This is a genomic window from Mesorhizobium sp. M1252, from assembly GCF_040318265.1.
GTDB lineage: Bacteria > Pseudomonadota > Alphaproteobacteria > Rhizobiales > Rhizobiaceae > Mesorhizobium.
Genome location: NZ_JAMYLX010000001.1, coordinates 553,895 through 567,430 on the forward strand (window position 1 = coordinate 553,895; position 13,536 = coordinate 567,430).

Below are 13,536 nucleotides of genomic sequence, written 5' to 3' on the forward strand. Positions count from 1 at the left end.
CCGCCGGTACAACCGGCGGGTAAGGGAGGCAAAATGCCAGGTCAGGTCAGGCAGCCAGAACCACTTTCGGTTCGACCAGCTCATAGCCGAGTGCTTCGGCCACGGCGCGATTGGTGATCTTGCCCCTGTGGACATTGAGGCCGTTGCGCAAATGGTGGTCGTCGACCAGCGCCTTCAGGCCCTTGTCGGCCAGCTGCAGGCCATAATGCAGCGTCGCGTTGTTGAGCGCGTGCGCCGAGGTCACCGGCACGGCGCCCGGCATGTTGGCGACGCAGTAATGGATCACGCCGTCGACCTCATAGGTCGGCTCGGCATGGGTGGTGGCGTGCGAAGTCTCGAAGCAGCCGCCCTGGTCGATAGCGACGTCCACCAGCACCGAGCCCTTCTTCATGCCCGACAGCATTTCGCGGGTCACCAGCTTGGGTGCAGCAGCACCCGGGATGAGCACGGCGCCGACGACGATGTCGGCCGAGAAGCATTCTTCCTCAAGCGCCTCGACTGTGGAGTAGCGGGTGTGGACGCGGCCGGTAAAGAGGTCGTCCAGCTGGCGCAGGCGCGGGATCGAGCGGTCGATGATGGTGACGTCGGCGCCGAGGCCGACCGCCATGCGGGCGGCATGCAGGCCGACGACGCCGCCGCCGAGCACGGTGACCTTGCCGGGCAGCACGCCGGGCACGCCGCCGAGCAGCACGCCGCGGCCACCATTGGCCTTCTGCAGCGCGGTCGCGCCGGCCTGGATCGACAGGCGGCCGGCAACTTCCGACATCGGCGCCAAGAGCGGCAGGCCGCCGCGGTCGTCGGTTACGGTCTCATAGGCGATTGCGGTGACGCCGGACGCGAGCAGGCCCTTGGTCTGCTCCGGATCCGGGGCCAGGTGCAGATAGGTGTAGAGGATCTGGCCGTCGCGCAGCTGCGCCCATTCGTTGGGCTGCGGCTCCTTGACCTTGACGATCATGTCGGACTTGGCGAACACGTCGGCGGCGGTCCTGGCGATGGTGGCGCCGGCGGCGCGGTAGGCATTGTCATCGGCGCCGATGCCGGCGCCGGCGCCGCTTTCGACCAGCACTTCATGACCATGCGCGACATATTCGCGGACGGAGCCCGGCGTCAGGCCGACGCGGTATTCGTGGTTCTTGATTTCCTTGGGGCAACCGACGCGCATAGTCTTCTCCTGATCCGGCCCTTCGGGCTCGTTCCCTGTATCAACCGAGTGAACCACAAATCGTTGCGCAGGTGTTTGCGAATGCGCTTGCGCGGGGTCACGCGTTTCGATAATCGTTGCGCGAAATCAAGGAAATTTCGCAGGAATCACGAGAAATGCCGCTCGACAGGATCGATATCGCCATTCTCGAGGCACTGCAGAAGGATGGCCGCATACCCAATGCGGCGCTCGCCGAAAGGGTCGGCCTGTCGCAGTCGGCCTGTTCGCGCCGGCTCGACAATCTGGAGAAATCCGGCACCATCCGCGGCTATCACGCCCGGCTTTCGAATGCAGCGCTCGGTCACCAGATGACGGCGATCGTGCACATATCGCTGTCGGGACAGTTCGAAAAGACGCTGTCGGATTTCGAGGCGGCGATCAAGCGCTGCCCGAATGTGCTGTCGTGCCACCTGATGTCGGGCGAATACGACTATATCCTGCGCATCGCCGCCAAGGATCTGGTCGACTATGAGCGCATCCACAAGGAGTGGCTGTCGGCGATGCCGCATGTGACCAAGATCAACTCATCCTTTGCCCTGCGCGAGATCGTCGATCGGACCGCCATGGGAATGAAGCCGGAACTGGCTTAACGCCACAAACATACTCGGACGTCCTTCCCGATATAGCATGCGCCTTCGCGGCGAAGTTCTTCCCAGCGTTCATCACCGTGGGTGGCGCGAATGTCGGAGTTTGCATAGCCCGCCCAGACATCACCGTCCTTGTAGACATCCGCCCAGTAATCTTTAGACATTTCACCAGCGCCACTATGCGGATCAGGATAGTCGATCCCTGCAAAAACTTGCTTCGGTCCCTGGATATTGAAATCGCCGCCCTGCTCGATTTGATAAGAGCACCTTCCGGATATGCGGGTCTGACCGCCAACAACAAGCAGGCAGCGGCCCCATTTGTAGCCGCTCGGCAAACGATGCCGTGGTTGCGCATGCAAAGGCGAAAGGGAAAACGCAATTGCGAGGGTAATTGCTATGGTTCGTCCGATCATCTCGCCACCCGTTGCGAAGCAGCCAATTCAAGAGCGGCTCGACACTGTTGGATCCGCCCGAAGCGCATGTCGAAGCGGTTCGCTGCAGCATGGTTCCCTTAAAGAGTATTTATCGACCACGTCGGATTTTTGTCACGTAACATTTGTGTTGCTACACGGCGGTCAACCGGCCTCGATGCGGCGATAAAGTGCTGCCCAAATGTGCTGTCCTGCCACCTGATGTCGGGTGAATACGACTACGTCCTGCGCATCGCGGCGAAGCACCTCGTGGGCTATCAACGCATCCACAAGAAGTGGCTGTCTGTTATGCCGCACGTGATGAAGATCAGTTCGTCCTTTGCCTTGCGCGATTGTTGATCGCGCGGCGATGGAGAAGAAGCGGAGAGGCTTAGGAACTGAGTAGCGGAGTGCACGGAATTGTGCGTAAAATCAAATAAAGTGGATACTAGAAAAGCCGCTGAAGAGGTGAAGATAATCGCCGACAATGCCAATGACATGGCCCGATTGATTGAGCTTCCGTCTGCAGGTGCGCTACACGCGCGCACCGGAGATCCGCTTGTCTTGCTGAAAATTCTGTTCAGTGTGTATCGCCGCATTCGTTTGTTGGCCGAGTATAAAGATGCCGGTAAGGCGGATATTCCTCAGTTGCCTGGGAATGACACCAACGGCGATCTTTTCTAAGCGTGATATTTATGAATATGTGCGATCACACGGAGGGTCTCTGAATCTCATCACGCTAGGCTTTTAATACCTCGGTCACCAGTTGGTCCATCGGGATGTCGTGCGGCTGCGGGTAGATGGTGGGGATGCGCTGCAGTTCGTAGCCGACGCCGATGACCAATGGCTTGAACGGCATGGCAGCCAGCGTGCGGTCGAAGAAGCCGCCGCCATAGCCCAGGCGGTAGTTTCGCGGGTCGATGCCGACGATCGGCGAGATGACGATGTCGGGCAGCACCGGGTCGCCTTCGGCGGGGATAGGGATGTTCCAGACGCCTTTTTCCAGCCGGTCGCCAGGCACATAAGCGCGGAAGATCAGCGGCTGGCCCTTCTCGATCACGATGGGCAGCGCCGTGCGGCCGCCGCGTTCGTTGATCGACGCCATCCACGGCCGCAGGTCCGGCTCGCCGCGAAACGGCCAATAGAGGCTGACCATGCGGCCGGCAATGTCGCCGATGGTCGCGTCGAGCCCTTCGGCGATAGCCCGCGACATCGCCACCCGCGCATCGGCGGAAACCGCCAACCGTGCCGCGATCAGACGCTCGCGCTCGGCCTTGCGCCAACGGCGCACATCGGTCCAGTCGGTCAATGGCGCGCGAAATTCCGGATCGAGTTCGTGCATGAAGCAAGGCGGCGAAGAATATTGCGCCCGCCCTTTGCGATCTTTGTCATCGTCGTTGGCCATGCTTCACTCCCGTGGTTCCAGCCCCTGCAAGGCTATACCCGTCCAGGCTTGCCGACATAGGCATTCGCGACATCCGGCGACGAGTCCTGGGCAGCCTTACGCGCGGCAGTCTAGCGCGCCGCGACATTGTTGCGGTGCACAAAAATCACTAGATAAAGAGAGACAAACAGGGGTGAATGCGATGAGTGAAACCAGCCATCATGTCGTTGTCGTCGGCGCAGGGTTCGGCGGTCTCGAACTCACCCGGGCGCTGGCCGGCGCACCCGTGCGCATCACCATGATCGACAAGCGCAACCATCACCTTTTCCAGCCGCTGCTTTACCAGGTGGCGACCACCTCGCTGGCGACCTCGGAAGTTGCCTGGCCGATCCGTCATCTGCTGCGCAAGCGCGAGGACGTGACGACCCTGCTCGGCAACGTCACCGGCGTCGACCGTCCAGGCAAACGCGTGCTGCTTGAGGACGGCAGTTCTGTTCCCTACGACACGCTGGTGCTCGCCACCGGCGCGCGTCATGCTTATTTCGGCCACGACGAATGGGAGCCTTTCGCGCCCGGGCTGAAGACGCTTGAAGACGCAACCACCATTCGGCGGCGCATCCTGCTCGCCTTCGAGCAGGCCGAGCGCGACCGATCCGGCCAAGCGCCAGGCACTGCTGACACTGGTCATCGTCGGCGGCGGCCCGACCGGCGTGGAGCTTGCCGGCACCATTGTCGAACTCGCGCATGAAACGCTGCGCGGCGAATTCCGCAACATCGACACGCGTGAGGCGCGTGTGGTGCTGGTCGAGGCCGGAGACAGGATCCTAGCCAATTTCGCGCCAAAGCTGTCCGACTATGCGCGCAAGGCGCTGGAGCGGCGGGGCGTCACGGTCGAGCTTGGCCGCGCCGTCACGCGCCTCGATGCCGAAGGCGTCGTCTTTGGCGATACGCATCTGCCGGCGCGAACCATCCTGTGGGCCGCCGGCGTGGCGGCTTCACCCGCGGGAGAGTGGCTGGGCGCGCCGGTGGACCGGGCGGGCAGGGTAATGGTCGAGCCCGATCTGACCGTGCCGAACAGTCCTGAAATCTTCGTCATCGGCGACACCGCGCATGTCTTGCGGCCGGACGGCAAACCGGTGCCCGGCGTGGCGCCCTCGGCCAAGCAGGAGGGCAAGCATGTCGCCGCGACGATCAGGGCGCGGCTGGCCGGCGATGGCGCGCCGCGGCCTTTCCGCTACAAACATGCCGGCGACCTGGCGACGATCGGCAAGTGGGCAGCCGCGATCGATTTCGGCTCGATCAAGCTCACGGGATGGCTTGCCTGGTGGCTGTGGGGCGTGGCGCATATCTACTTCCTGATCGGTTTCCGCAACCGGCTCTCGGTGTCGCTTAGCTGGCTATGGATCTATTTCACCGGCCAGCGCAGCGCGCGGCTGATCACCCAGGGCGACGATGACAAGGGCTGAGGTTCTCAACCGCGGCCAAGGATATTCATCCAGCCGTCACCTTTTGCTGATCGACTGACTTCCCGATGGACATGGCCGGTTTTCGGCGCGAAGCTTCCGCCCGGGGCTGGGATCTTGTCACGTCGCTGGGAAGGAAAACCAATGCCGCATCTCAATTACCCCGTCTCCCGCCGTAGTTTTCTTGCCGGTACGGCCGCCAGCGGGGCGCTGATCATGCTCCATCCGTTTTCCGCCCGCGCGCAGGCCAATCAGGCGCATCTGAGGATCATGGAGACCACCGACATTCATGTGAATGTGCTGCCTTACGACTACTACGCCGACAAAGCCAACGACACGATGGGCCTGTCACGGACGGCCTCACTGATCGCGGCGGTGCGCAAGGAAGCCACCAATGCGATGCTGATCGACAATGGCGATCTTTTGCAGGGCAATCCGATGGGCGATTACATCGCCTATGAGAAGGGCCTCAAGGAAGGCGATCTGCATCCGATCATGAAGGGCATGAACCTGCTGGGCTATGAATGCTCGACGCTCGGCAATCACGAGTTCAATTACGGCCTGTCGTTCCTCGACAAGGTGCTGGCCGGAGCCAATTTCCCCTTCGTCTGCGCCAATCTGATCCGCGGCACCGAGCTTGCCGCCAAACCGCGCGACGACAAGCTCTACCTCAAGCCCTATGTCATCCTCGACAAGAAGATCAAGGACGGGTCGGGCGCCGAGCAGCCGATCAAGATCGGCATCATCGGCTTTGTGCCGCCGCAGATCATGGTCTGGGACCTGAAGAACCTGGAAGGCAATGTCAGGACGCGCGACATCGTCGAGGCGGCCAGGGCATGGGTGCCGCAGATCAAGGAGGAGGGCGCCGACATCGTCATCGCGCTCTCGCATTCCGGCATCGATATCAAGCAGGGCGACGGCATGGAGAACGCCTCCTTCTTCGTCGCCGGCGTCGAAGGCATCGATGCGGTGTTCACCGGCCATCAGCATCTCGTCTTCCCCGGCAAGAAGGATTTTCGGGCGCTCGAAGGCGTCGACACCGAGAAAGGCACGCTGCAGGGCAAGCCCGCCGTGATGGGCGGTTTCTGGGGCTCGCATATGGGACTGATCGATCTGCTTCTGGAACGGGACGGATCGAAATGGCGCGTAGCCTCGGCCACATCGGAGGCAAGGCCGATCTACCAGCGCGTCGACAAGGCAAACAAGCCGACGGTGGCGGACGACCAGCGCGTCGTCGATGCGCTGAAGGCGGACCATGAGGCGACACTTGCCTATGTCCGCCGACCGGTCGGCAAGACCTCGGCGCCGCTCTATTCCTATTTCGCGCTGGTCGCCGACGATCCGTCGGTGCAGATCGTCAACCAGGCGCAGAGCTGGTACCTCAAGGACATATTGAAGAGCACGCAGTGGAAGGATGTGCCGCTGCTGTCGGCGGCAGCACCCTTCAAGGCCGGCGGGCGCAACGGCGCCGACTACTATACCGACGTGCCGGTGGGCGACATCGCCATCAAGAACGTCGCCGACCTCTATCTCTATCCGAACACGGTGCGCGCCGTCGAAATCACCGGCGCGCAAGTGAAGGAATGGCTGGAAATGTCGGCCGGCATTTTCAGGAAGATCGAGCCGGGCAAGGCCGACCAGGCGCTCATCGACACCGAATTCCCGTCCTACAATTTCGATGTGATCGATGGCGTCAGCTACGGAATAGACCTGTCGCAGCTGCCGAAATACGATGCCAAGGGTGGCGTCGCCAATGCCGGCTCGAACCGCATCGTCGGCCTCAGCTTCGACGGCAAGCCTATTGATCCGGCAGCGAAATTCGTCGTCGCCACCAACAATTACCGCGCCGGCGGTGGCGGCAATTTCCCCGACATCAATGCCTCGAAGATCATCTACGAGGCGCCGGACACCAACCGCGACGTGATCGTGCGCTACGTCGTCAGCGAAGGCACGATCAATCCCTCGGCCGACGACAATTGGTCGTTCACGCCGCTGCCCGGCACCAGCGTCGTGTTCGAGACCGGCCCCAAAGCGAAGGATTTTATATCGGGAGTGAAATCGCTCAAGATCGAGCCGGCCGGCGAGGGCGAATCCGGGTTTGCGAAGTATCGCATCCTGCTTTGAGGCAACGTGCAGCTAACAGGGAAAACGAGCGGGCATACGCCCGCTCAATCACGCTTCGGATCAGGCTTTGTAGACCACTTGGCGCACGTCGATGTAGCTGGCTCTAAAGCCGGCTTCGCAATAGTGGAGATAAAATTCCCAAAGCTTCTTGAAGCGGTCGTCGAAGCCGAGCGGGACGATCTTTTCCCACGACGCCCAGAAGCGGTTGCGCCATTCGGCAAGCGTGCGGGCATAGTCGTCCGGAAAGACGCGCTCGCGCAGATGGGCAAGGCCATGGTCGCTGCCCAGCGTCTTCAGGATCGACGGCGTCGGCAGCATGCCGCCTGGGAAGACATAGCGCTGGATGAAATCCGGCCTCGCCCGATAGGTGTCGTAGGCGGCCTCGTTGATGGTGATGATCTGCAGGCCGGCGGTGCCGCCGGGCCTCAAGCACGCCTTCATCTTGCCGAAAAATACCGGCCAATATTTTTCGCCGACCGCCTCGAACATCTCGATCGAGGCGATGCGGTCGTAAGTGCCCGTTTCGTCTCGGTAATCCTGCAGCTTGATGTCGACCTTGTCAGACAGTCCCGCCTTCTGGATGCGCGCCTTGGCGAAATCGTGCTGTTCGCGGCTGATGGTCAGGCCGGTGACGCGGCAGCCGATCTCGCGCGCGGCAAATTCGGCAAAACCGCCCCAGCCGCAGCCGATCTCGAGCACATGGTCCTTCTTGCCGATGCCGGTATCCTTGGCCAGCGCGCGGTATTTGGCGGCCTGAGCGCTTTCCAGGTCGTTGGCGCCGGTCGCATAGAGCGCCGACGAATAGGTCATGCTGGGATCGAGCCATTGCTTGTAGAAGGCGTTGCCGAGATCGTAATGCGCCGAGATGTTGCGCTTCGAGCCGGTGCGGGTGTTTTCGTTGAACCAGTGGCGGATGCGCTGGACCGTGTTGATGAGCCAGTTGGCGCCGCCGGCAATGCGTTCCCCAACGGCCGAGTTGACGACGAACAGTTCGAGGAAGCTGGTTACATCAGGGCTTTCCCAGTCGCCGTCCATGTAGGATTCGGCAACGCCGATGGTGCCGCCGGAAAAGGCACGGCCGGGCAGGCGCCAGTTCTTCAACACCAGCTCGGCATCCGGCCCGGGTCCGTTGCCGCCGACAAGCACCGCCCGGCCATCCGGCATCCTCACCTTCAGCGAACCGCGCGGCAATTTCATCGCCGCCGACAGCACCATGCGCGCCTTGGCCGGCAGGCCCTTGACGATCTCGGCGAAATTGAGTTCGTCCAGCCTGATGGCGTCGCCGATGCCTTTGTATTCCCTGACAGCCATCTCACACCCCCCTGGACTTCCGCGGGGGCGGCGCAAGATCTGCCGGCCTCCACATCCTCCACTTTCATTCGCCAGGCGCGAACGCCGTAGCCTGCGTGAATTTTCGCCACAATCTTCCATGGCATTGGCCGAAACTTCAAGAGGCAAGCTTCGTGCGGCGCTGGCCCAGCTTGCCGGCCTGAGGCCAGAATCCGTGGGAGAGCGCGGCCCTCGGCGAAATCGCTATGGTTACGAACAGCCACATACGTTAGTTTCAGCCATGCGTTATGTCATCGTCATCGTCGCCATCGCCTTTTTCCTGATCTGGGACGGCCTCTACAATCAGGGCCGCTATCTCGACACGACGGTCAGGGAGATGTCGCGCGTCGTGCGCTACGTCACCGGCAAAGCCTAGCTTTTTGCACCTCTGCAAAGTCGCCTGCCGGCATTGCCGGGCGCGACATCGTGGCGGTTGACGCGACGGTCCCGCTCAAACAAAACTTGCTGCAAATCGAACGTGGAGGCAGGCGTGATCCGGCATATCGTTTTCTTCAGCGCGCGGCGCAAGGACGATGTCGAGGCCGTGCGCACAGGCTTGCTCACACTGGGCAAGATCCCGCATTCAAGCCTCTTCGAGGTGACGCTCAACACCAAGGTCGATCCGCTGTCGGATGCGATCGACGTGGTCGTCTATGCCGAGTTCGAGGATGATGCCGCGCTTGCCGCATACAAGGCGCACCCGCTCTATGCCGAGACGACCAGCCGGGTCAAACCCTTGCGCGAATTGCGCTATTCGGCCGATATCGTGGCGACGGCCTGATCGGGCCGGCAAGAGGCCTTGAACCAATTTCGGGAATGATGCACACCGCGCCGGCATGACCAGCACGACCCATCCGCTTGACCATCTGGTGCTGCCGACGGCGAGCCTCGCCGTGGCGCGGGCGCGGCTGACATCGCTTGGCTTCATCGTCGCGCCAACCGGCATTCATCCCTTCGGCACCGAAAATTGCTGCGTCTTCCTTGCCGACGGCACCTATCTCGAACCGCTGGCGGTTGGGAACGAACAGCTGGCAGCGAGTGCGATCGCCGGCGGCAATGTCTTTGTCGCGCGCGACCGGCTCTATCGCGCCAGGCTGGGCGATGAGGGCTTTTCCGCCGTGGTGCTGGCCACCGACGATGCCGATGCGGATCATGCGCGCTTTGTCTCGGCCGGTCTGTCGGCGGGAGACGTGCTGAGCTTTTCCCGCGCCTTCACCGACACGGCCGGAAAGAGCGACATGGCCTCGTTCAAACTGGCTTTCGCCGCCGGCGCCGAGACGATGGACGCCTTTCTGTTCGCTTGCGAGCGGATCAACGCCCCTCAAATCGACCGTTCGGCGCTGCAGGCTCATGCCAATGGCGTGACCGGCATTGCCGAAGTCGTTGCGGTCAGCGATGTGCCTTCCACACAGATCAGCCTGATCTCGACAGTGGTTGGCTCGGAGCAGCAGAGCAGCGCGGTCTTCGACCTGCCGAATGCGCGTCTGACCGTTCTGGATCCTGCGGCTTTCACCGCGCGCTTCGACATTCTGGCCGGTGCGCCGACAAGAGTTCGCTTCGCTGCGATTGTCTTTTCAGTCCGCAGTGTCGGCGCTGTCGCGAGGCTGCTTGCAGACAACGCCGTCGGGCACGATATAGCGGGCAACGAAATCGTCGTGCAGCCGGCATCCGGACAGGGCGCGGCTTTCATCTTCCGGGAGACCCCATGAGCAAGCCGCAAGGGCCTAATTCGATAGCGCCGAATTCGTCGGTAACCGTCGGCAACGTCGTCTTCGACAACAGCGGGCCCTTGGCGTTGATCGCCGGCCCGTGCCAGTTCGAATCGCGCCAGCACGCTTTCGACATGGCCGGCGCGCTGAAGGAACTGACCGGCAAGCTCGGCATCGGCCTCGTCTACAAGACCAGCTACGACAAGGCCAACCGCACCTCACTGTCGGCAACGCGCGGCGCCGGCATGGACGCGGCGCTTCCGGTCTTCGACGAGTTGCGCAAGGCGTTTTCACTTCCCATTCTGACCGATGTCCACACCGAGGAGCAGTGCGCGATCGTCGCACACCATGTCGATGTGCTGCAGATTCCGGCCTTCCTGTCGCGCCAGACCGACATGCTGGTCGCCGCCGCCAAGACCGGCAAGGTGATCAACGTCAAGAAGGGGCAGTTCCTGGCGCCCTGGGACATGAAGAACGTGGTGGCCAAGATCACCGGTTCGGGCAACCTCAATGTGCTGACCACCGAGCGCGGCGCGTCTTTCGGCTACAACACGCTGGTGTCGGACATGCGGGCTTTGCCTGTGATGGCCGAGATCGGCGCGCCGGTGATTTTCGACGCCACCCATTCGGTGCAGCAGCCGGGCGGGCAGGGCGGTTCCTCCGGTGGTGAGCGCCGCTTTGTCGAGACGCTGGCGCGGGCTGCCGTTGCCGTCGGCGTCGCCGGCGTGTTCATAGAGACCCACCAGGATCCCGACAATTCGACCTCCTCCGACGGGCCCAACATGCTGCCGCTGAAGGACATGCCGGCGCTGCTCGAAAGACTGATGGCATTCGACCGCATCGCCAAGAATGCTGCTGACCTGAACCGAGGCTGATGGTTTCGGCTATGGCGCGCGCTGCCCTGCTTGTGGAAGGCATAAGCCGGCTGTAGGCTCGCTCCTGCAAATGAGCGTCTTGGCAGGAGGAAGCCATGTCCGTCGCCCGCGTCACCGAAATCACGTCGTCGTCGAAAAAGAGCTTTCAGGACGCCATAGAGAAGGGGATTGAGCGCGCCTCAAAGACCCTGAAGAACGTCGAAGGCGCCTGGATCCAGGACCAGAAGATCGTCGTCGAGGACGGCAGGATCGCGGCCTATCGCGTCAACATGAAGGTGACGTTCATCCTCGCGGAGTAACCGCCCGCCGCTCGAAAAACGGGAACTTTCGCCCGCGCACCTCATTGTCAAAGTATCGATCAACGACATGAGGAGCATCAGCCATGACCACCCAGACAGGCCACACCGAAGCCATCGCCGCTTCGCGCGTCATCGGCACGTCGGTCTACAACACCGAAGGCACGAGCATCGGCAGCATCGAGGACATCATGCTCGACAAGACGTCGAACGGCATCATGTTCGCGGTGATCGGGTTCGGTGGCTTTCTCGGCATTGGCGAGAAGTACCACGCCATTCCGTGGGCGAGCCTCGACTATGACGAGGACAAGGGCGGCTATGTCGTGCCGTTCTCGAAGGAGCAGCTGAAGGCAGCACCGGCCTATTCGATCAATGAACTGGCCGGCGCCGATGGCGAGGCCGCACGTGACGCTTCCTATGATTACTACAAGGTCACGCCGTATTGGCATTGATCAGCTGCGCTGACGCCTGACGTGAAAAGGCCCCCGAATTCCGAAACGGGGGCCTTTTCAGTGTAACCCGACAGTTTCTATTCTGCTGCGTAAAGCGTGGACAGCTGCGTCGCCGCCCTTGGCGGCTGCCGCGTATCGCAGGACGTCAGGAACGCCGCCGCGATCAGGAACAAACTCACGATACCGCTCAACTCGGACATGGCGAAACTCCTCCTGTTTCGCCCCGCGCATCACCATCCTAGTCGACACAGAGATTGTTATCTCTGAATTATGATGACGTGGTGTTGTCGAACGTGATCCGAGGCATGCTCAGCTGAGGAGTCCGGCATTCTTCACCGCCTTGAAAACCTTTTCATGCCAGGCGATCCGATCCGCTTCGCCATTGGCCGGCGTGGTGGAATTGGCGTTGCCGACGTTGATCGCGCGCGAGATCTTTTTAATCAGGCCGGCATCGGCAAAGGCATTGCAGCCTGACCCTTTCCATTCGGCGCAAGCTGCGAGCAGCGAAATCTGCGGATCCTCGATCAGTTCAGGATGATTGGCGAGGTCGACCTTGGCGAGCTTGCCCTTGGCCGTGTACGCGTCGCGCCCGGTGGTCTGGAACGTGCCGCCGCCGCGGAAATTGAAGCCGTCCAACGTTCCTTTCACATTGCCCATGCGGCCGCCATAGGCCCAGTCGCCCAGGGCTTGCGGCTTGCGCAGCAGGTTGTCCTCGATCCACTGATCGGTCTTGCCCGCGGCTCGCGACCTCCATGCGTTCCGGATTGCCGCCACGGTCGTGTAGGTCAGGGATTCGCGAATGAGGGTGAAGCCACCGGTTTCCATCGCCGCTTGAGCGAAGAAATGCATCAGCCGATCATAGTTCTTGCACACGCCATGATCGCCAAGTGTCTTGAGGCCTTTGTCGGAGGTAAAGGCGCCGATGTAACCGTCATAGATTGTTCGCTTGGAACCGCTTGCCGGTCTCGGCGCGAATTTCTGGAAGACCGCTGCCGGCAAACCCTTGTTCGGATCGCCCGCAACGGCTTCGAGCACGCTCTCGACACTCTCGGTCGACAGCACCGGTTCGCCTTCGACGACCACCGAAGCATTGGGAATTCGCTTGCCGTTGCTTTTCGGGAAGCCACCGCCGGCAAAGGTTTTCAGATCGTCGATGAGGGCGATTACGCGTGTCCGGCTCTCCGTGAAATCCATGTCGGAAAGCGGACCGCTCACCTTCTTCGTCGGGTTGATGCATCCGACGCTGGACAGGAAATTGACGCCCGGATGGATCAGGATTTCGGTGCGCTTGTTGGTCTTCAGCAGTTCGAGTCCAGGTTTGGGTGGCGTCTTGGCGCCAGTGTAGCCGATCGTCACATATTTGCCTCCGGCCTGTGTCGCCAGCGGATAGGTGCCGGGCTCGATGCGCCTGCCATTGTCTTCTTTGGAATTGTCGCCTGGGCCGCGAGATTCACACACGAACCCCGATAGACCCGTTGCTGCCGTGCCGTTGTGGAAGACTTTATAGGTACCAACTGTCCTGCGTCTGGTGCCCCTCATATGCTCGACTTTGCGGCTAATAAGAAGTTCCCAGCCAGTACCTGAAATCGCTGCCATTGCCACCTCCCCAAAGAGTTCAAGTTTGTTGACTTCGCTGTGGTCGCCAAATAGTTCGCGTTGTAGATGTGACCCTAACATCTTCGAATTCTCTGCATTGTGAAGTTTGT

The 13,536-nt window shown here is 61.5% G+C and carries 15 protein-coding genes and 2 pseudogenes; 11 read left to right on the forward strand and 6 right to left on the reverse strand.

The features are described 5' to 3' along the window. Positions 1 to 46: 46 nt before the first annotated feature. Positions 47 to 1,162: an alanine dehydrogenase gene (gene ald, locus NKH22_RS02780; RefSeq protein WP_023688436.1), complete on the reverse strand. Its 1,116-nt coding sequence runs from the start codon at positions 1,160 to 1,162 to the stop codon at positions 47 to 49. Positions 1,163 to 1,317: 155 nt separating this feature from the next. Here ald and NKH22_RS02785 point away from each other — a divergent pair, with 155 nt between their 5' ends. Continuing rightward, positions 1,318 to 1,791, forward strand: a complete 474-nt coding sequence (locus NKH22_RS02785) for an Lrp/AsnC family transcriptional regulator (RefSeq protein ID WP_023668897.1) — start codon at positions 1,318 to 1,320, stop codon at positions 1,789 to 1,791. Here NKH22_RS02785 and NKH22_RS02790 read toward each other — a convergent pair. Next, positions 1,788 to 2,201 carry a hypothetical protein gene (locus tag NKH22_RS02790; RefSeq protein WP_155922397.1) on the reverse strand — a complete coding sequence of 138 codons (414 nt, stop codon included), beginning with the start codon at positions 2,199 to 2,201 and terminating at the stop codon, positions 1,788 to 1,790. The genes NKH22_RS02785 and NKH22_RS02790 overlap by 4 nt on opposite strands. 174 nt (positions 2,202 to 2,375) lie before the next feature. Between NKH22_RS02790 and NKH22_RS02795 the strand changes: the two are divergent. Both NKH22_RS02795 and NKH22_RS02800 read left to right on the forward strand, forming a co-directional pair. Further along, positions 2,376 to 2,558 (forward strand): annotated as a pseudogene (locus NKH22_RS02795) (Lrp/AsnC ligand binding domain-containing protein); the annotation flags it as partial. Positions 2,559 to 2,618: 60 nt separating this feature from the next. Next, the gene (locus NKH22_RS02800; RefSeq protein ID WP_155923997.1) at positions 2,619 to 2,882 is read left to right on the forward strand and encodes a hypothetical protein; all 264 of its coding nucleotides are present in this window, start codon (positions 2,619 to 2,621) and stop codon (positions 2,880 to 2,882) included. 55 nt (positions 2,883 to 2,937) lie between these two features. On the opposite strand, the gene NKH22_RS02805 is transcribed toward NKH22_RS02800, so the two are convergent. Beyond that, positions 2,938 to 3,603 (reverse strand): 5-formyltetrahydrofolate cyclo-ligase, encoded by a 666-nt coding sequence (locus tag NKH22_RS02805; RefSeq protein WP_023668901.1) that lies wholly within the window; start codon positions 3,601 to 3,603, stop codon positions 2,938 to 2,940. Positions 3,604 to 3,784: 181 nt separating this feature from the next. On the opposite strand from NKH22_RS02805, the pseudogene NKH22_RS02810 reads away from it, so the two are divergent. Both NKH22_RS02810 and NKH22_RS02815 read left to right on the forward strand, forming a co-directional pair. Beyond that, positions 3,785 to 5,048: pseudogene (locus NKH22_RS02810) on the forward strand (NAD(P)/FAD-dependent oxidoreductase). 141 nt (positions 5,049 to 5,189) lie between these two features. Continuing rightward, entirely contained in the window at positions 5,190 to 7,169 is a 1,980-nt protein-coding gene (locus tag NKH22_RS02815; protein WP_352908904.1) for a bifunctional 2',3'-cyclic-nucleotide 2'-phosphodiesterase/3'-nucleotidase, read from the forward strand. A 60-nt stretch (positions 7,170 to 7,229) separates the two neighbouring features. Here the strand turns inward: NKH22_RS02815 and NKH22_RS02820 are convergent, their stop codons facing one another. Beyond that, positions 7,230 to 8,480, reverse strand: a complete 1,251-nt coding sequence (locus NKH22_RS02820) for an SAM-dependent methyltransferase (RefSeq protein ID WP_023668904.1) — start codon at positions 8,478 to 8,480, stop codon at positions 7,230 to 7,232. Between the two features lie 259 nt (positions 8,481 to 8,739). Between NKH22_RS02820 and NKH22_RS02825 the strand changes: the two genes are divergently transcribed. The 6 genes from NKH22_RS02825 to NKH22_RS02850 all read left to right on the forward strand — a co-directional run bounded on the left by NKH22_RS02825 (position 8,740) and on the right by NKH22_RS02850 (position 11,830). Continuing rightward, on the forward strand, positions 8,740 to 8,874 hold the full coding sequence (locus NKH22_RS02825) for a hypothetical protein (RefSeq protein ID WP_023688440.1): 135 nt from the start codon (positions 8,740 to 8,742) through the stop codon (positions 8,872 to 8,874). A 114-nt stretch (positions 8,875 to 8,988) separates the two neighbouring features. Continuing rightward, positions 8,989 to 9,279, forward strand: a complete 291-nt coding sequence (locus tag NKH22_RS02830; protein ID WP_023696086.1) for a Dabb family protein — start codon at positions 8,989 to 8,991, stop codon at positions 9,277 to 9,279. Between the two features lie 55 nt (positions 9,280 to 9,334). After that, entirely contained in the window at positions 9,335 to 10,207 is an 873-nt protein-coding gene (locus tag NKH22_RS02835) for a VOC family protein (protein WP_352908906.1), read from the forward strand. Then, on the forward strand, positions 10,204 to 11,082 hold the full coding sequence (kdsA, locus tag NKH22_RS02840) for a 3-deoxy-8-phosphooctulonate synthase (protein WP_352908907.1): 879 nt from the start codon (positions 10,204 to 10,206) through the stop codon (positions 11,080 to 11,082). The genes NKH22_RS02835 and kdsA overlap by 4 nt, the downstream gene beginning before the upstream one ends. Positions 11,083 to 11,177: 95 nt before the next feature. Beyond that, positions 11,178 to 11,381, forward strand: coding sequence for a dodecin family protein (locus NKH22_RS02845; RefSeq protein WP_023668908.1), 204 nt, complete (start codon positions 11,178 to 11,180; stop codon positions 11,379 to 11,381). An 83-nt stretch (positions 11,382 to 11,464) separates the two neighbouring features. Further along, positions 11,465 to 11,830, forward strand: coding sequence for a PRC-barrel domain-containing protein (locus NKH22_RS02850; RefSeq protein ID WP_023668909.1), 366 nt, complete (start codon positions 11,465 to 11,467; stop codon positions 11,828 to 11,830). 77 nt (positions 11,831 to 11,907) lie between these two features. Here the strand turns inward: NKH22_RS02850 and NKH22_RS02855 are convergent, their stop codons facing one another. Both NKH22_RS02855 and NKH22_RS02860 read right to left on the reverse strand, forming a co-directional pair. Continuing rightward, positions 11,908 to 12,030 carry a hypothetical protein gene (locus tag NKH22_RS02855; protein ID WP_023755211.1) on the reverse strand — a complete coding sequence of 41 codons (123 nt, stop codon included), beginning with the start codon at positions 12,028 to 12,030 and terminating at the stop codon, positions 11,908 to 11,910. A 109-nt stretch (positions 12,031 to 12,139) separates the two neighbouring features. Continuing rightward, positions 12,140 to 13,288, reverse strand: coding sequence for a glycoside hydrolase family 19 protein (locus NKH22_RS02860; protein ID WP_023691275.1), 1,149 nt, complete (start codon positions 13,286 to 13,288; stop codon positions 12,140 to 12,142). Between the last annotated feature and the right edge of the window lie 248 nt (positions 13,289 to 13,536).